This is a genomic window from Aliivibrio sp. 1S175 (assembly GCF_001690985.1).
In the GTDB taxonomy this organism is placed as follows: Bacteria; Pseudomonadota; Gammaproteobacteria; order Enterobacterales; family Vibrionaceae; genus Aliivibrio.
Window position 1 is genome coordinate 156,326 of record NZ_MAJS01000046.1, and the last position, 17,472, is coordinate 173,797.

Sequence of the window (17,472 nt, forward strand, 5' to 3'; positions counted from 1 at the left end):
GCCTCTGTTAAGGGATTAGATTGTCGGGATTAAGGACGAGTCATTGCTTTTTGCTCTTACTCGTCCTTGCTATGCTTAGTTTCTAGTTTCTAGTTTCTGTTTTAGTCCCCAAGCGCCGCTTCGCCTTTCACATCAAAGTTGATTTTTTCATATCCAGCAAACACTTGAAAACGCTTACCTTTCGCGCGAGCAATAATCGTAATGCCAAATTTCTGCGCCAAATCTAAACCCATTTGCGTGACACCTGAGCGAGAAAGTAAGACCGGAATACCCATTTGAGCGACTTTAATCACCATTTCAGAGGTTAAACGACCCGTGGTGTAAAACAGTTTATTGTCGCCCGTACCACGGTTTAACCATAATTCGCCCGCAAGTGTATCTACTGCATTATGACGGCCTACATCTTCCACAAAAGACGAGACTTGGTTGTTTTCACAAATCGCACAGCCATGCACTGCACCTGCGGCTTTGTACGTGTCATTGTGATAAGTCAGTGCTTCTAACGAGGCGTAAATATCCGATTGATTGATGGTTACTTGAGGCACTTGGTAATTCTCAAGTTGCTTCATCACGTTGCCATACATGGTGCCTTGACCACAGCCAGAGGTAACCGTTTTCTTCTTTAAATTCTCTTTAACGTGTTCAGTAGTCTCTTTAGTATTCACCGCGGCTGTTTTGGTTTCCCAATCAATCATGATGGATTCTAATAACGTTACATCGCTAATGAAATGTTGATTCTTTAAATAGCCAACGACTAATTCAGCAGGGCGTGCGCCTAACGTCATTAGAGTCACCACTTCTTGCCAATTCAACATAACCGTTAATGGTTGTTCACACGCGACTTCTTTTGTTAGCTTCTCACCGTATTCATCATAAACATCCACAGTAAGAGTTTGTTTAGGTACAGCGCCAGTAGTTATTATTCTTGGTGATTGGCTCAAAGTAAGCTCCAAATTAATGAGATTTAAGGTAATTAACGTATTACACGCAAATTTTATACCACAGGATGAGTTGTGGTTAAATTAGAAATAAACCGTTGTTGGTATAAGGATTGCTTTATAGTGTGAATAGAGATAAAAAAGCCTCATAAAAAGAAGGGTGACTTGTGGATCAAAAAACAGAAAACCAATGGCCGCTTCAATTTGAAGTGATTGAAGAAATCAAACAAGTGGGACGTTGGAGTGCGCCATCTTGGCATATTGGTGACATTCATCTTTATGAGAAAAAAACACAAGCAGCGCAAAGTAACGGCATCTTATTTGAGCGAGATCTAGAAATATTTTTAGATGAACGAACCGATTACCGTTTTAATTTAAGCTCTCAAGATCCAAAGCTATTTTTTGCCTTTGAAAATGATAATGACGTACTTACCCTAGTAATGATCACTGCGTCACAAAGCTTGATAGGGCAATACATGGATGGTGATTACGTTGTGCTATCGATTGGTATGCCACTACCTGTACAGGCATGGCTAGAAGCCTTTATCGGCAAAAACGGTGAACTGATAGAAGTTCGTAGAAAGAAACGTAAAGGTGCGGGGCGCGCAAGTGAGCAACTTCCTAAGTAGATGGGCACTGAGAAAACAGAAGGTAAAACAAGGTGAAGAGGTCAGTGATGAGCCTATTCAAGCACCGTCAACACCTGTTATTGACGCTTCTGTCGAGGATGTTGAAACAGCATCAGTTCTAGAAGAGGTAGAATCAACGCCTGAGATAGATCTGCCTACCGAGGCCGATCTGGGTACGATTACAGGAACCAGCAATGTCAGCCAATTTATGGCAATAGGGGTAGATAAAAACCTGAAAAAAGCCGCATTGCGTAAGATGTTTTTGAACCCTGAATTTGCAATGGAAGATGAGCCAAACTACTCAACACCACCCAAATTGGATAGTGAAACTGCAGCCAAATTACGAGATTGGATGGTAGAGCCTGTTGAAGAAGCAGGCGAGATTGAGCAAGAGTTAGTGGCAGAGCAATTATCAGAATCATTATCAAAAGAAGCATCAGAACAACAACAAGAATTAACCGCTAAAAATGAAGCAATAAACAGTAATGATAATGAATATCAATACGTTACTGACGACGAAAAAGCCTCAAGTGAGACAAAAAAGACCACTTAAACAATCGGGACATTTTGAACCATGGTGAGACAAAATGTCCCGACAAAAAACACCGCCTGCCAAATAGTCTAAAAATTGCGCATTTTACCCAATTAATATTTCTAATTATTACCCATTAAGTTGGTACGGTTATTGCGATGTACTACCTAGAAACCAGTCTTAGAACTGAATAGGCCCAAATGGGGTCAAGAATAGGTGAAGCAATGTTAACCCAATTTTTAGCACAATCTGAAACAACGAATGCCAAAGCGCGTCAGTTCGCTATTGCGCAAACCGTTGAGTTAAACAACTTAATCCCACCAACGGTTAGTTACGAAAGCCGTGGTAACTTGATCATCATTGGACCTACCAGCATTATTGTTGATGTTGCCGAGCAGTTCTCAGAGCTGAACAGCATCACACTGGTATCAACCGAATCCGATGCACACGATAAAGAGACTGAAAAAACGGTTTACCACGCTAAAGATCTAAGCATCAAAGGCTTTTTAGGCGCATTTGATGTTGAGTGCACGTTAAATGGTGAACGCGTGAATCTAGCAAAAGCAACCATTGGTGCCGCTGCGTTCGATCTTGTGTTAGACATGAAACTAGACAGCGTAATGTCAGAGCAAGTGCCTGTACCGGGTTATTATCCTGTCGGTCGTGGTTATCCAACGCTTGCACAAGTGCTTGATGAATTGCCAGCGCTTGTTGGTACGTTTGATAAACCAAAATACTTTCGCTTAAACCCAGAATTATGTGCACACAGTTCACGTGGCGTAAAAGGGTGTGAGCGTTGTGTCGATGCGTGTCCTGCTGGCGCACTAACCAGTGAAGGCTCAGATCAAACAGGCCACCACATTCAAATTAACCCATACCTTTGTCAAGGTGTTGGTACCTGTGCAACGGCTTGTCCGACTGAAGCGATCAGCTATGCATTGCCAGAAGCCGAGAAAACACAAAACTTCGCAACTCGCCTACTAGAAAACTACAAGAAAGAGGGTGGCAAAACACCTATTATTGCTTTTTGTAGTGATCGTCATGAAAACTTTAACGTGATGGCACTGAAAACCATGCCAGATCATGTTATCCCAGTGGTTCTTGATGAGCTTCTTTCTGTTGGTATTGATACATGGTTCTCTGCACTTGTTAATGGCGCAGCACAAATCCTTTTCATTGCCAGCCGCAGAATGCCAGAAACCATTCAGCGTGTATTAACGCAAGAAGTCGAAATCGCACAGGCTTTCTTATCTCAATTAGGATTAGAACCTCAACGCATCCAAGTCGTTTACATGGAAGCGTTACACGAAATGACACTTATCGATACGCCATTAGCGGTAATTGAACAACCTTTAACAGGCAATAAGCGTGCACGTTTAATGGGCGCGTTAGATCACCTAGCTGCTGATGCGACATCAAATAATATCGAAATTACTGAAATTCAATCTCTTCCTTTTCATGCACCTTATGGCAGCGTGAGCTGTGAAACGAAAGACTGTACCTTATGTATGGGTTGTGTTGCGGTTTGTCCGACTCGTGCATTGCACAGCGATCCCGATTCACCAACATTAAAATTCATTGAACAAGATTGTGTTCAATGTGGCCTTTGTGTTAGCGCGTGTCCAGAAAAAGTATTGAGCATGAAAGTGCAAATGAACTGGAGCCAAGCAGAGCGTCAAGAAACACAAATCATGCATAAAGAAGATGCCGCTTGTTGTATTACTTGTGGAACGCCTTTCGCTCCAGCATCAATGATTGAAATGCTAAGAGTTAAGTTACAGGGTAACCCACACTTTAGTGACGAAGCCTCAATCAGTCGTCTATACATGTGTGAAGATTGTCGAGTAAAAGACATCTTTATCGATTTGTCTGCAAATCCAGAAAAACAATTAAAGGTGTAATGACCATGAATGAACAACAACAAGTAAGACAAGAAATCTATGGTTTATTAGCGCATTTATTTCGTATTGCACCTGATGAAATGGTGATTGATTGGTTAAGTACGCTTGAAGTCGAAGGCAATGACAATCATGAGATGAGTCAAGCCTGGGTTGCGGTTTCAAAAGCAGCTCAAGAATCAAATCAAGAAGCACTAACAGACGAATACCAAAACTTATTCATTGGCGTTGGCCGTGGTGAAGTGATGCCGTTTGGCTCATGGCACATAGCGGGCGCTTTAATGGAAAAACCGTTAGTTGCCCTTCGCCAAGACCTTATGCAATTAGGTTTTGAGCGAGCAGATGACGTAAAAGAACCTGAAGATCATATCTCAGCATTATGTGAAGTAATGGCTATGCTTATTGGAGCGAATGATGCAGAAGTTTTGCAACAACGATTCTTTAACCGCCATATCCAACCTTGGTATGTCGCACTGTGTGAGCAAATCAATAACGCTGAAAATGCGGATTTCTACAAATCAGTGACACAACTAGTTGAGGCGTTTTTCATTGTAGAACAAACGCGCTTTGCAAAAAATCCAAACGCAATTGAAGTCACAGAAGTATAAACGTCGTTGTGATTTAAAAGAATTAAAACCATAAAAACAGACGCCCATTCCAAGTGAATTGGAAGCAAAGGAGCATTGAATGAGCAATAAAAATACGGACCTAAACCGCCGCACGTTACTGAAGGGCCTTGCAACTGCAGCTGCCGCAGGAACAGTAGCCGCAGCCGTTTCAGGAACAGCAAGTGCAAGCACAGTAACGGATAAAAAAGACGTTGAGAAGAAAGGCGATGGATATCGCGAAACTCAACATATTCGTGACTATTACGATAGCCTATAACGGAGCTTAATAATGAAATTGACTAAACGTTCCGATTCGGTACAAAAGCAAGAGAACCAGCTGGGCATTACACGTCGTATGTTCATGCGTACTTCAACCATTGCTGCGGGTGCAGTAGCAAGTGCAAGCATGTTTGTTCCAAGCATGATGAAAAAAGCACAAGCGAAAGAAGTGCCAGTTGATGCGCCAACAGAAGTGAAACGTACAATTTGTTCTCACTGTTCTGTTGGTTGTGGTATCTACGCTGAAGTACAAAATGGCGTATGGACTGGTCAAGAGCCAGCATTCGATCACCCATTTAACGCAGGCGGTCACTGTGCAAAAGGCGCAGCACTGCGTGAGCATGGTCATGGCGAACGTCGTCTAAAATACCCAATGAAGCTAGAAAATGGCAAATGGGTAAAACTGTCTTGGGATCAAGCGATCGAAGAGATCGGCAATAAAGCACTTGAGATCCGTAAAGAATCAGGTCCAGATTCAGTGTACTGGTTAGGTTCTGCGAAGCACAACAACGAACAAGCGTATTTGTACCGTAAAATGGCGTCACTATGGGGTACAAACAACGTCGATCACCAAGCGCGTATTTGTCACTCAACCACAGTAGCCGGTGTTGCAAACACATGGGGCTATGGTGCAATGACCAACTCATTCAATGACATGCATAACTGTAAATCTATGCTATTCATTGGTTCAAACCCTGCAGAAGCACACCCAGTAGCAATGCAACATATTCTGATCGCAAAAGAGAAGAATGGTTGTAAGATCGTTGTTGCCGACCCGCGTCGTACACGTACTGCTGCAAAAGCCGATCATTATGTTTCATTGCGTCCGGGTTCAGACGTTGCCTTCATTTGGGGCGTCTTGTACCACGTTTTTGCTAACAAATGGGAAGATCAAGAATTCATTAACCAACGTGTGTTTGGTATGGATGAGATCCGCACAGAAGTAGCTAAATGGAATCCTGCAGAAGTGGAACGTGTTACTGGCGTTACCGAAGCGGAAGTATACGAAACCGCAAAACTGCTTTCAGAAAACCGTCCAGGTTGTGTTGTTTGGTGTATGGGTGGTACTCAACATACAACAGGTAACAACAACACGCGTGCTTACTGTGTACTAGAACTTGCACTAGGTAACATGGGTAAATCAGGCGGCGGCGCAAACATCTTCCGTGGTCACGATAACGTACAAGGCGCAACGGATTTAGGTGTTCTTTCAGATACGCTTCCTGGCTACTACGGTGTTGGTGAAGGCGCGTGGAAACACTGGTCAAAAGTGTGGGATCTAGATTACTCATGGGTTAAAAACCGATTCGACCAAGGTAAATACAACGGCAAAACGCCGATGAACAACTTTGGTATTCCTGTATCTCGTTGGGTTGATGGTGTTTTAGAAGACAAAGCAAACATCGAACAAAACGACAATATCCGTGCAATGTTCTACTGGGGTCACGCAGTAAACTCACAAACACGTGGTACTGAGATCAGAAAAGCAATGAAACAATTGGATATGATGGTCATCGTTGATCCATACCCAACCGTTGCTGCTGTAATGAATGATCGTACAGACGGCGTATACCTTCTTCCTGCAACAACGCAGTTTGAAACGCACGGTTCAGTAACGGCATCAAACCGTTCATTCCAATGGCGTGAGCAAGTCATTCAGCCGTTGTTTGAATCAAAACCTGACCACGAGATCATGTACCTACTGACTAAAAAGTTAGGTTACTCAGATCAACTGTTCAAACACATCAAAATTGATGAGAACAATCAACCTGTAATTGAAGACATTACTCGTGAATTCAACAAAGGTATGTGGACAATTGGCTATACAGGTCAAAGCCCAGAGCGTATTAAAGCGCACACACAAAACTGGCACACGTTCCACAAAACAACGCTAGAAGCAGAAGGCGGCCCAGTTAATGGTGAAACCTACGGCCTTCCTTGGCCTTGTTGGGGCACGCCAGAAATGAAGCACCCAGGTACGCACATTCTTTATGATACGTCTAAACCTGTAGCGCAAGGCGGCGGTAACTTCCGTACTCGTTTTGGTGTGGAATTTGAAGGTGAAAGCTTACTAGCAGAAGACAGCTACCCAGTAGGGTGTGAGATTGAAGATGGCCACCCAGAATTCACTGACAAACTGCTTAAGCAACTTGGTTGGTGGGACGATCTGACTGCGGCTGAAAAAGTAGCAGCAGAAGGTAAAAACTGGAAAACCGATCTATCTGGCGGTATTCAACGTGTTGCCATTAAACACGGTTGTATGCCATTTGGTAATGCAAAAGCACGTGCGATTGTATGGACGTTCCCTGACCGTGTTCCACAACACCGTGAGCCGTTATACACACCACGTCGTGATTTGGTTGCTGATTACCCAACATGGGATGATCGTGCGGCTAACTTCCGTATACCAACATTGTACAAAACAATTCAAGACCAAGATAAGTCAAAAGAATACCCAATTATTCTTACGACGGGTCGTCTTGTTGAGTATGAAGGCGGTGGTGAAGAGACGCGTTCTAACCCATGGCTTGCTGAGCTTCAACAAGAAATGTTTGTTGAAGTGAACCCGAAAGACGCAAACGACATCGGCTTTAAAGACGGTGAAATGGTGTGGGTTGAAGGTGCAGAGAAAGGTCGAATTCACGTTAAAGCCATGGTGACACGTCGTGTGAAACCAGGTCTGGCGTTTTTACCATTCCACTTCGGCGGTAAATTCCAAGGCGAAGACTTAACGACTAAGTACCCAGAAGGTACGGTTCCATACGTTATTGGCGAAGCAGCAAACACAGCAACCACTTATGGCTATGATCCTGTAACACAAATGCAGGAAACCAAAGTGACACTATGCAAAATCACGAAAGCGTAAGGGGTGATATAAAATGGCTAGAATGAAATTCTTATGTGACACCAAACGTTGTATTGAATGTAACGGCTGTGTCACTGCATGTAAAAATGAAAATGATGATGCACTAGTGTGGGGCATCCAACGTCGTCGCGTAGTAACACTAAACGACGGTGAGCCGGGTGAAACATCAATCTCTGTTGCATGTATGCATTGTACGGATGCGCCTTGTATGGCGGTTTGTCCTGCGGATTGTTTTGAACAAACAGAAGATGGCATCGTGCGTCACAACAAAGATCTTTGTATCGGTTGTGGTTACTGCCTATTTGCTTGCCCATTTGGTGCGCCGCAGTTCCCTAAACAGGGTGCATTTGCTGAGCGTGGCAAAATGGACAAATGTACATTCTGTGCAGGTGGCCCGGGTGTAGAACCAGGTTCACAAGAAGAACGTGATAAGTACGGTGCAAACCGTATCGCTGAAGGTAAATTGCCAATGTGTGCTTCATTATGTTCAACCAAAGCACTGCTTGCTGGTGATGCAGAGAAAGTCTCTGACATCTTCCGTCAACGTGTTGTAGAGCGTGGCGCAAAAGACGCAGGTTGGACAAACGGTGAAGACTTATCGTTCGATGCGACTAAGAGCTAATCCGGTGGAGAGAGCGATGTTGAAACAACTAAAACGTCTTTCTCTTTCGTTATTGCTGCCAGTATTGGCAGCATTAACACTGACATTTTCTATGCCTAGCATGGCAAATGACAGTGTAGCCGCGAAAAGTGCAGAGAAAGAGATGACCCAACTTGGTGGTGCTGATTTTTGGCGTCAAGTAAGAGCGGGCGAAGAAGGCTACACGACCTCACAATCACCAGAGCATGGCGTACTTATCAGTACGGCTGGCGAAACGTGGTATGTGTTAAAAGAGAAGTGGATGTCACCATTAGGTGCATTAGCGATCTTTGGTAGTTTAGCAATGGTGACACTGGCGTATTTTACCATTGGTCCCCTAAAATTAAGCAAACCAAAAACAGGACGTCGAATTCAACGTTGGAGCAAAATGGACCGTGCATTGCACTGGAGCATGGCGTTCACGTTTTTAACACTGGCGTTCAGTGGATTATGTTTGGTCTATGGTAAGCACTTCTTAAAACCGATATTACCGACCGATATTTGGGGCATGATCATTTATGCAGCGAAGCAGTATCACAACTACATGGGCCCGATCTTTGGCATCCTATTAATGACTGTTTTAGTGAAATGGTGGAGAAAATCCATTGTAAACAAGACAGACATTCAATGGTTCCTAAAAATGGGCGGCATGGTTGGTAAGCATAAAGGCTCGCATCCATCAGCGGGTTTCTCAAACGGTGGTGAAAAAGCGATTTTCTGGCTTCTAATCTGGTTTGGTGCTATTGCAGCGATCAGTGGTTTTGTACTAGATTTCCCAATCTTCGGCCAATTACGCCGTGATATGGAATTATCAAACTTGATCCACATGTTCTCAGCTCTGATCTTGATTTGTGGTTTTATCTTCCACATCTATATCGGTCTATTTGGTATGGAAGCTGGACTAGAGGGCATGGTGACTGGCGATGTTGACGAAACATGGGCTAAAGAACACCACGACTTATGGTATGCCGAAGTAAAAGACTTACCAGAGAATCAGCCAAAAGACAAAAACAGCTAATAACGAGTTAATATTCGTATAGCGATAATTGGTAAAACTAAAAGCCGAGCAGGGTAACTTGCTCGGCTTTTTTGTGCCTGAACGTTAGCTACCGGACAATCAATGGTTGTTAAGTTACTAGTAATATTATCAATAGCTTATGACTTTGAAAAATACAGATCCCAAAAGCGAAATGAAAAAAAATAGAATGAAATCCATTTATGGAAGGGTATGATGTGCGAATGAAAAATATACATCTTCATTAATTTTTAACGACAAGATTAGAAATCAATAAGTTCGTTGAGGATTTGGGGTGTATGTATAAGGGTTATATTGGCAAAAGGTGAATTATGTTTACAGTGGAAGTTGATAGTGAATTGAAATTGGCTCTTATTGAGCCCTCTTTTGCTAAGAAGTACTTTGAAATCGTCTCAAAAGAAGAAGCCTATTTATCTCAATGGCTAGCTTGGCCGTCACACGCAAAGTCTGAGGATTTCTTTCTACGCTTTGTGCGTAAATCGTTACTTGATTATGCCGAAGGTAAAGGAATGGTTTGTGCCATGATTTACCAAGGTGAGTTGGTTGGTAATGTCAGCTTCAATACGATTAATCATCCGTTAAAAATGGCTGAGATTGGTTATTGGCTCAGCGAGTCTTATCAGGGTAAAGGCATTATTACTCGTGCAGTGTCCAAGTTAATCGAGATTGCTTTCACAGATTTACAGCTTGAGAAAATTCAAATAGCAGCAGGTGAGCACAATCTACCAAGCCGCAAGGTTTGTGAACGTTTAGGCATGACATTAGAAGGCATTATTTCTAATCGAGAAAACCTGAATGGCCGTATTATCAATCATGCTATTTATGGTTTATCAAAGCAGCCTGTGAGCTAACCGCATAAAGCGACACGTTGTCGTATAGTCTGAATACATCGACCTATATGACGTGGTTTATAGTGTTGATTTATTTGAGTTTTAGAAAAAGGCTAGATGCCTTAATAGAATAGCTAGAGACAAATGTGGTAGGGAACTATAAGACATTTTGTCGTAGAAAGAGCGTTAGCCATTGCGAAATATTCGTGAGCGAAATTAACTTTTAATTTAATAAGAAGATAAAATGAAAAGACTATTTAACCGTAAAGCATCTGTCTATGCTCTATGCTACCTATCACTGATTCCAATATTTGCTCTAGTTTTTTCTTTGGTTGATCTCAAGGTTGGAGAACATTCAAAGGATGTGATCACCTATATTTATTTTAGCGTTGTATCAATTACAACGCTTGGCTATGGTGATGTTCTGCCTAACAGTTCATGGGCTCAAATTGCTGCTGCTTCAGAATCATTATTGGGAATAATGTTAATTGGTTTGTTTCTAAATGCATTATCGATACAACATAGTCAGGAAATCGAGCAGAAAGAATTAGAAAAACAAGAAAAAGAGAACGCTAGGGTTGCGAAAGAGCGTTTCATTTCATTTGAAAGGCTTTTGTTGATACGGATTCAGAGATATCAGGAGTATTCTATACCTTTGACTGTCCCTATTGGTGGAGACCGAAGTGAAATTAATCGAAATTTCAAGTTTAATGATATGAAAGACCTATTTAAAACCACTTTGAAATTGGCAGATAATAATTTTAAACCAGCGGTTAGTTACTATTTTGAGAGTCTTTTTGATCTTACTAGAACCTTAGAGGACTTGGTTAAGCTAGGGTACGCGTCGAAGTGGCCAGAAATGGAGAGTCTTTGCATTGATTTCTGTCAGCTAAGTAAGTCTTTGGACTTCAGTGAAAGCATCCTAAATCAACCCAAGACAAGGTATGGTGATAACGATGCTTCAGAAGAAGATGCGAGTTCGATTGAAAACCATACAGGAAAAGTAGAGTTTCGTCATTCCAATGGCATGAACCAATATGTGGCTCTATACATGTTACTCAATGCTAGTTTTAAATTCATTGAACAATATGAAGAATATGCGGCTCGAATAAAAAATGGCTAACAAACGACTATGGTGTCAATAACTCAGTTTTGGAGTTTCCCCTCAAGCTGAGGCTTTTTTATTACTAATACTTCCAAACTCAGGGAGATTACTTATTGGTATGTTCAAGCTTCTATTATGATGAAATATTGGTAGGTTTTTGATTGGAGCTGGGTGAAGGTGAAGTCCTACAGTCTCGTTAACTGCTTCTCGGTTTAAATTAATTCACCGATACTGGCTCTAATGTCTGCAATTGTAATAAACAGTTTGTTATCAGCGTCTTTGAACGCAGTAAAACCGTATTTTTCATAGAAATACTCAGCGCCATCTTTTGCATCAACAATGACGACAGGGAAGGCGACGGTTTCACTTGCCATTAATAGCTTTCTAAGTGCATCAATCAAAAGCCATTCACCGAAACCTTGACCTTTGTATCTATGGTCAACGGCTAAGCGAGCAATCAAACCACCAGAAGTTACACTGTGATGTTTCTTTTGTAATTTGGGAGGTAAATCCTGAATATCAATGGGTATCATTGTTAATGTGTAATAACCAATAATGTGCTCAGGACATTGTTTATCTTCAAGAACAAAAGTACGAGTATTGTCTTTCTTAGCTTGTTGGCTTGCCATAACTTTCAAGTAATTATTGAGTGCGGTAATGCCACAATCAAAGCGATTTCGGTCATGCTTAGCTTTTTCTAATTGGACAGTATTCATTATTGAGTTTTATCCATGTAACGTGAAGCGGCTTTTTGTAATTTGCTATTTGGTTTAGCTGGTTGGTCTAACGCAGTCATTAACGTCATAGCATCTTGCTGACTTAGCTGTAGGGCACGTTCACGTTCCAGAATAGTTTTTGCTTTTTCTACAGCTGCACTAAGCACAAATGAGTTAATGCTAGACATACCGGCAATAGCCGCAGCTTGAGACAGTAGTTCTTGTGTATCAATATCTACACGTGCTGTAATACGAGGTAATGCAGTCGCCATAATAATCTCCATGCAGTGTCAAAGTGGCACAAGTGAATTCTAGTTTAATTATTATACTATGACAAGTTTTGTGTCACTTTGGCACGCAGTTAGCAAATGCATTAACACAACTTACCACGCTCGGGGAAATCAGAAAGGGGTACGAAATGAATCAGCATGAAAAACTAAATTATGTAGAGTTTGGTGCAAAGGACTTGGAATCAACCAAATCATTTTTCTCTTCAGTTTTTGGTTGGAATTTTGTCGATTATGGTCCGGAATATTCAGCGTTTTCCAATCAGGGTTTAGGCGGTGGTTTCTATAAGGCAGATTCTTGCAGCCAGACAAATTCTGGCGGGGCTCTTTTGGTCTTTTACAGTGCGGATATTGAATCTACATTGAGTAAAGTTGTTCAAAGTGATGGTGAAATCATTCGTCCTATATTTGAGTTTCCTGGTGGCTGTCGTTTTCACTTTCTAGAGCCAAGTGGCAATGAGTTCGCAGTTTGGTCGGAAGCTCGCATATAACAAATAAGGATTAAGCGCTACACCGCCAGCGTTAAATCCCGGGTGTTGAACAAGACTATAGCCACTTCTTATCGTAAATTGTGCGATCTAGTTTGATGGGCACATCGCATTGAGTCTTTTTTCAAGACGAACGAGGCTAAGATAAGATTTCGATATTAATTTTATCAATGGGTTAGCTGTTTTTTTATCGTCTTTTTTGTTGTGTCTCCTCTGGCTTAACGTCAGTCATTATCCTTATTATATTTGCCTTTTGGCTATCTCGGTCGCGTTATTCCCACATACTCCACGAGAGTAGGCATCAATGGTGGCAGGCCGCTTACCTTGCAGAGTTAAGTTGGTAAGGTGTAATTCATAAAGGCGATGATATCGTTCTAGTTCGGTTGGGATCATGGTGTTTACTCCTGTTATCCTCCATCAAAACGATGGAGGTACAGAGAGTATTGACGATACCGGCTTTACTCTGCCGCTAAGCGGCTTCGTTCACAAATACATTAAGACAGATTTCCAACGCTTGGAATTTTTTCATTCCATCGTTGGGTTTTGTGTTTATGGTGGTATGGTTTAGTTTTGTGTCAGCGTTGTTTACACCTAATTTGGCGTTACATGTTAAAGTTGTCTCCTTTGGGATACGGCGCTATAGTTTAACCAGATTTGATAATTAGAGGTTGCTATGCCAGAGATAGATGCATAGCTTGGACTTTTTGCTTGTATTTTTTCGATAACAAGCAGCATAAATTGCCTCATATTCATGTCAAATATGGTAGTTATGAGTTAATCATAGCAATTGAAACAGGTGAGTGCTTAGAAGGTTATTTGCCAAATAAGCAACGAAAACGAGCAGAAGCTCACATTGAAAGTAATCGAGTAAAATTGATGGCAATGTGGGAACAAGCTGTTGCTGGTATTAATCCGGGTAAATTATAGGTGACGTATGTTAAAAGTAATTGATGTTGATTTGGTAGCTGACTTTACACTTGAGCTTACTTTTAGTGACGGTTATACCGGTGAAGCAAACTTAGCTGAGTATTTCCAAAAAGAAGTATTTAGTCATGTGACTAATTTTCAAAAGTTTTCATTAACGGCTGAAGGCTCTCTTGATTGGGGTGGTGTTGAGTTATCAGCGGCAACGTTAAAAGAAATCACGGTTGGTAGTTATACTGAATCTGATTTAACGCCTTTTGACGTTAAAGAAATGGAAGTGGTAATTAAACAGGCATCATGGGATTCAATGCAAGAAGGTCGAGCTGACATTTTGCAAGCGGCTATCCGCTCTTATGTTGAACTATTTGGTCACAGTGTTGTAATTGAACGTGCAGGAATTAAAAGTAGGACGAGTGCTTACCGTTCATTAAAACCTGAAACAACACCAAGTTTTGGTACTTTGGTTCAACTGGGTCATGCAGTTATTGAATTGGCTAAAGATAGAGTATCTGCTCATTCTTTGAGTAGCATGTAACAAGCGTTTAAGACAGTTCCCTAACGCTTGGCATTTTTCATTCCACAGTAGGGTTTTGAGTTTACGACGGTCTGGTTAGGCTTCACAAAGGGAATTATGAAGATCAATATTCGAAATGCAGACATCAAAGATGTTCACTCAATAGCTTTGGTTCACGTGACTTCTTGGGCTCAAGCTTATGATGGTTTGCTACCTAAGTCGTTCATTGAAAGCTATAACATTGAACGTCGACAAAAGTTATGGAGTAACACGCTATCTGATAACTTAGCATCAGTACTTGTTGCTGAGATGGGTAATGAGATTGTTGGATTTTTAAGTTATCGAGAGCCTAGAGGTGACCAATCGAGTAATTCTATCGAGCTTAATTCTCTGTATGTAGCTCCTAGCTTATTTGGTCGTAGCATTGGCAGTGACTTATTCGATTATTTTGAGAGAGGTCTGCTTAATAGCTCTTATACACAGATAGTATTATGGGCTTTAGACACCAATCAAATAGCTTTGAATTTTTATCGTAAGCACGGTTTTTGTGAAACGGGGCTTCAAGGTAAAGAACGTCTTGATGGCACTATTCTAAATGACCTTCAAATGGTTAAGTCGATAAAAGCCTAACAAATAAATCACTCATAAGGATACTCATGGAAGAGCTTCAAGGTGGGCGTGAAGGGCAGGTTTTTCGCTCTGAAAACAAGATTTATCGACCTCGTGGTAAGTGGTCTGAAACCATACATAGTTTGTTGTCCCATATTGCCGAAAACGGTTTTAATGCAGCCCCTAAGCCTTACGGTTTTGATGGAGATGATAATGAAATTTTATCTTATGTCGAAGGAGAGGTTTTCAATTACCCGCTAAAAGGTAATATTGCCACGACTGAAGCACTGACTTCTGCTGCTAAACTACTTCGTTTATACCACGATGCATCAAGTTCGTTTCTATTACATCATTCGACTGAATCATTAGAGTGGATGCTTCCCAGCAGAGAACCAATGGAAGTTATCTGTCACGGAGACTACGCGCCATACAATGTTGCATTGATTGGCTCAGAAACCGTGGGTATTATTGACTTTGATACTGCGCATCCCGCGCCGAGAGTTTGGGATATCGCTTATGCCGTGTATTGTTGGGCTCCATTCAAAACCAATGAATACGATGCCATGGGGGATTTAGGATCTCAATCTATACGAGCCAAGCAGTTTTGTGATGCTTATGGATTGCTTGAAGTTGATCGTTTGGCTTTAGTTAAAGCAATGACAGAGAGAGTTCAATCGTTGGTTAACCATATGCATAATGAAGCAAGTAATGGCAATCAAGCTTTCATCGAAAATATCAAAGACGGTCACCATTTGGCGTACCTAGCAGATATTCAATATTTGAATGACAATGAGCAGTATATTACCGATGTAGTGGTTGGTGAAAAGTGCTTATAACAACGCTTTAAGAGGTTAATTATGATCCCATTAAATACATCAATTGTGTCAGGCGTGGCATTATCTAAAATTGATGGCGAAGTGAAAATATTACTCATGAAAAGAGTAAAAGGTGGTTTTTGGTGTCATGTTGCAGGCTCAATTGAAGAAGATGAAACTGGCATTGATGCTATCATTCGTGAGTTCAAGGAAGAGACTCAAATTGAAGTGTCAAACCTATACAACGCGCAGTTTTTAGAGCAGTTTTATGAAGCGAGTGTGAATGTCATTCAGCTTATCCCTGTTTTCGTTGTGATGTGCTCACCGGAGCAAGAGGTGGTTCTAAATGAAGAACATACAGAATATAAGTGGTGTAATTTAGAAGAAGCGCTAGAGTTGGCTCCATTTCCAAATCAACACGCAGTGTTTAAGCATGTGTGGTCGTATTTTGTAGAAAAGCCAGTCAATGCGCTTTATCGGGTAGATGTCGACGAATAAACAATTAAAATCTTTTATGGAGGCGTGGCGTAATGAGCAATCGTGATCTATTTCAGAGTTACAACCACTTTTCAATGCAACCAATGGTCGCTATTTTCTCAGATCCCTACGGTTACTGGTGAATAAAAAGGCAATCAACATTCATTTTGTGAATTATTACTTTCTGCGCCTGATCGAACTTATCAAATATGTTATGTTTTATAAATAATAAATAAGCCAGAATTATTCGCTAGGTAAATAATGAAAAGCAGTGGTTTCACTCTAATAGAACTCGTCGTCGTAATCGTTCTTCTTGGTATTCTTTTAGTCGTTGCCGCGCCTAAATTTCTCAATTCACAATCAGATGCACGTATCGCTGCATTGGATGGTTTTATTGCACAGTTTCATACGGCAGATACTATAGCAGTGAGCAAAGCGGCCATTACGGGAGTTGATGATAGTGATGGGGATGTGTTGTTACCTGGAACGGATGTGTACGTGAACCGTGGTTATATTAGTTTAAAAGCCGATAATGTAAAAAATGCGATGAATACAACAGGCTATTCAATGGAGAATTTTATGGGCAATAATATTCCACTACTAATGATTGGCTTGGGAGAGGATGTCGATTTTAGTAAATCGAGAACGGAGCAATGCTTTGTTATGATTTCAAGAAGCTTTGGTAATTTTGGTGCTAACAATCAACTCGCTTACGGTGATTTAAAGATCACTAAATATTACCGAGATTGTTAACCCACCACATCTCACGGCATTAATCCCTATGTAGCTGAGAATTTAACGGTCAATCTTGTTAACAGTATAATAGATTGAATTCGTCAATTAATCGATTTTGGGTAGATTAAAACGCCAAGTTACTTCTCGTGACTTGGTGTGTTTCTCGTTTTAGCTCATCAATTTTAGGTATAGTAATAAATACATTGTATAGAATTAAAGATAGGAGAATCAATGTATGACTACTATTAATGAACTTACCGTATTTTTTGGTTGGTGCTCCGTAATCAATATGGTTTTTTTAGTTTTCGCTGGGTTATCTATTTCCTTATTTAAAGGTTTTATTATTAACGTTCACAGTAAAATACTGAGTATTCCTCCATCAGAGCTCCCTATATTGTATTTTAAATATTTGGCTAACTATAAAGTTGTAATTTTGATTTTCAATCTAACGCCGTACATAGCATTAAAATTAATGGGTTAGCTCATATTGATGTGCATGTTAGTGGCCTGTAACGTATATCGTGGTCGGTTTCTAGCCTTTAAGTA

General features: G+C 41.0%; 20 protein-coding genes and 2 pseudogenes. 18 read left to right on the top strand and 4 right to left on the bottom strand.

The genetic code is table 11. The features are described 5' to 3' along the window. Nucleotides 1-101: 101 nt before the first annotated feature. On the bottom strand, nt 102-941 hold the full coding sequence (locus A6E06_RS13625; protein WP_065591191.1) for a formate dehydrogenase accessory sulfurtransferase FdhD: 840 nt from the start codon (nt 939-941) through the stop codon (nt 102-104). Nucleotides 942-1,105: 164 nt separating this feature from the next. On the opposite strand from A6E06_RS13625, the gene A6E06_RS13630 reads away from it, so the two are divergent. From A6E06_RS13630 to A6E06_RS13675, 10 genes are all read left to right on the top strand, one after another. Further along, nucleotides 1,106-1,567, top strand: coding sequence for a DUF3305 domain-containing protein (locus A6E06_RS13630; RefSeq protein WP_065591190.1), 462 nt, complete (start codon nt 1,106-1,108; stop codon nt 1,565-1,567). Next, nucleotides 1,548-2,120 carry a DUF3306 domain-containing protein gene (locus tag A6E06_RS13635; RefSeq protein WP_065591189.1) on the top strand — a complete coding sequence of 191 codons (573 nt, stop codon included), beginning with the start codon at nt 1,548-1,550 and terminating at the stop codon, nt 2,118-2,120. The genes A6E06_RS13630 and A6E06_RS13635 overlap by 20 nt, the downstream gene beginning before the upstream one ends. 203 nt (nt 2,121-2,323) lie before the next feature. Next, on the top strand, nt 2,324-4,000 hold the full coding sequence (locus A6E06_RS13640) for a 4Fe-4S dicluster domain-containing protein (RefSeq protein ID WP_065591188.1): 1,677 nt from the start codon (nt 2,324-2,326) through the stop codon (nt 3,998-4,000). A gap of 5 nt (nt 4,001-4,005) precedes the next feature. Next, on the top strand, nt 4,006-4,605 hold the full coding sequence (locus A6E06_RS13645) for a molecular chaperone (protein ID WP_065591325.1): 600 nt from the start codon (nt 4,006-4,008) through the stop codon (nt 4,603-4,605). Nucleotides 4,606-4,684: 79 nt separating this feature from the next. Further along, on the top strand, nt 4,685-4,882 hold the full coding sequence (locus A6E06_RS13650) for a twin-arginine translocation signal domain-containing protein (protein WP_045101998.1): 198 nt from the start codon (nt 4,685-4,687) through the stop codon (nt 4,880-4,882). A 12-nt stretch (nt 4,883-4,894) separates the two neighbouring features. Then, nucleotides 4,895-7,750, top strand: a complete 2,856-nt coding sequence (locus A6E06_RS13655) for a formate dehydrogenase subunit alpha (protein WP_065591187.1) — start codon at nt 4,895-4,897, stop codon at nt 7,748-7,750. 13 nt (nt 7,751-7,763) lie between these two features. Beyond that, on the top strand, nt 7,764-8,372 hold the full coding sequence (fdh3B, locus tag A6E06_RS13660; protein WP_065591186.1) for a formate dehydrogenase FDH3 subunit beta: 609 nt from the start codon (nt 7,764-7,766) through the stop codon (nt 8,370-8,372). Between the two features lie 16 nt (nt 8,373-8,388). Then, nucleotides 8,389-9,408 carry a formate dehydrogenase subunit gamma gene (locus A6E06_RS13665; RefSeq protein ID WP_065591185.1) on the top strand — a complete coding sequence of 340 codons (1,020 nt, stop codon included), beginning with the start codon at nt 8,389-8,391 and terminating at the stop codon, nt 9,406-9,408. A 329-nt stretch (nt 9,409-9,737) separates the two neighbouring features. Further along, nucleotides 9,738-10,277: a GNAT family N-acetyltransferase gene (locus tag A6E06_RS13670; protein ID WP_065591184.1), complete on the top strand. Its 540-nt coding sequence runs from the start codon at nt 9,738-9,740 to the stop codon at nt 10,275-10,277. Between the two features lie 223 nt (nt 10,278-10,500). Further along, a complete protein-coding gene (locus A6E06_RS13675; RefSeq protein WP_065591183.1) occupies nt 10,501-11,379 on the top strand; it encodes a potassium channel family protein in 879 nt (292 codons plus the stop codon). Between the two features lie 194 nt (nt 11,380-11,573). Here A6E06_RS13675 and A6E06_RS13680 read toward each other — a convergent pair whose 3' ends face one another. Beyond that, nucleotides 11,574-12,080 (bottom strand): GNAT family N-acetyltransferase, encoded by a 507-nt coding sequence (locus A6E06_RS13680; RefSeq protein ID WP_176713293.1) that lies wholly within the window; start codon nt 12,078-12,080, stop codon nt 11,574-11,576. Then, nucleotides 12,077-12,349 carry a DUF1778 domain-containing protein gene (locus tag A6E06_RS13685; RefSeq protein WP_065591181.1) on the bottom strand — a complete coding sequence of 91 codons (273 nt, stop codon included), beginning with the start codon at nt 12,347-12,349 and terminating at the stop codon, nt 12,077-12,079. The genes A6E06_RS13680 and A6E06_RS13685 overlap by 4 nt, the downstream gene beginning before the upstream one ends. 146 nt (nt 12,350-12,495) lie before the next feature. Here A6E06_RS13685 and A6E06_RS13690 point away from each other — a divergent pair, with 146 nt between their 5' ends. Beyond that, a complete protein-coding gene (locus A6E06_RS13690) occupies nt 12,496-12,855 on the top strand; it encodes a VOC family protein (protein WP_065591180.1) in 360 nt (119 codons plus the stop codon). Nucleotides 12,856-13,134: 279 nt separating this feature from the next. Here A6E06_RS13690 and A6E06_RS20050 read toward each other — a convergent pair. After that, a pseudogene (locus A6E06_RS20050) lies at nt 13,135-13,245 on the bottom strand (integrase); the annotation flags it as partial. A 280-nt stretch (nt 13,246-13,525) separates the two neighbouring features. On the opposite strand from A6E06_RS20050, the pseudogene A6E06_RS13695 reads away from it, so the two are divergent. The 7 genes and pseudogenes from A6E06_RS13695 to A6E06_RS20225 all read left to right on the top strand — a co-directional run bounded on the left by A6E06_RS13695 (nt 13,526) and on the right by A6E06_RS20225 (nt 17,407). Next, nucleotides 13,526-13,793, top strand: a pseudogene (locus A6E06_RS13695) (DUF4160 domain-containing protein). Beyond that, nucleotides 13,787-14,311 (top strand): DUF2442 domain-containing protein, encoded by a 525-nt coding sequence (locus A6E06_RS13700; RefSeq protein WP_065591179.1) that lies wholly within the window; start codon nt 13,787-13,789, stop codon nt 14,309-14,311. The pseudogene A6E06_RS13695 and the gene A6E06_RS13700 overlap by 7 nt, the downstream one beginning before the upstream one ends. A gap of 96 nt (nt 14,312-14,407) precedes the next feature. Then, nucleotides 14,408-14,920 carry a GNAT family N-acetyltransferase gene (locus tag A6E06_RS13705; RefSeq protein WP_065591178.1) on the top strand — a complete coding sequence of 171 codons (513 nt, stop codon included), beginning with the start codon at nt 14,408-14,410 and terminating at the stop codon, nt 14,918-14,920. A 26-nt stretch (nt 14,921-14,946) separates the two neighbouring features. Further along, complete coding sequence (locus A6E06_RS13710; RefSeq protein ID WP_065591177.1) at nt 14,947-15,735, top strand: phosphotransferase enzyme family protein; 789 nt, start codon at nt 14,947-14,949, stop codon at nt 15,733-15,735. Between the two features lie 21 nt (nt 15,736-15,756). Further along, nucleotides 15,757-16,212, top strand: a complete 456-nt coding sequence (locus A6E06_RS13715) for an NUDIX pyrophosphatase (protein ID WP_065591176.1) — start codon at nt 15,757-15,759, stop codon at nt 16,210-16,212. Between the two features lie 240 nt (nt 16,213-16,452). Continuing rightward, the gene (locus tag A6E06_RS20195; RefSeq protein WP_065591175.1) at nt 16,453-16,944 is read left to right on the top strand and encodes a type II secretion system protein; all 492 of its coding nucleotides are present in this window, start codon (nt 16,453-16,455) and stop codon (nt 16,942-16,944) included. A 217-nt stretch (nt 16,945-17,161) separates the two neighbouring features. After that, nucleotides 17,162-17,407, top strand: a complete 246-nt coding sequence (locus A6E06_RS20225) for a DUF6868 family protein (RefSeq protein WP_065591174.1) — start codon at nt 17,162-17,164, stop codon at nt 17,405-17,407. Nucleotides 17,408-17,472: the final 65 nt, after the last annotated feature.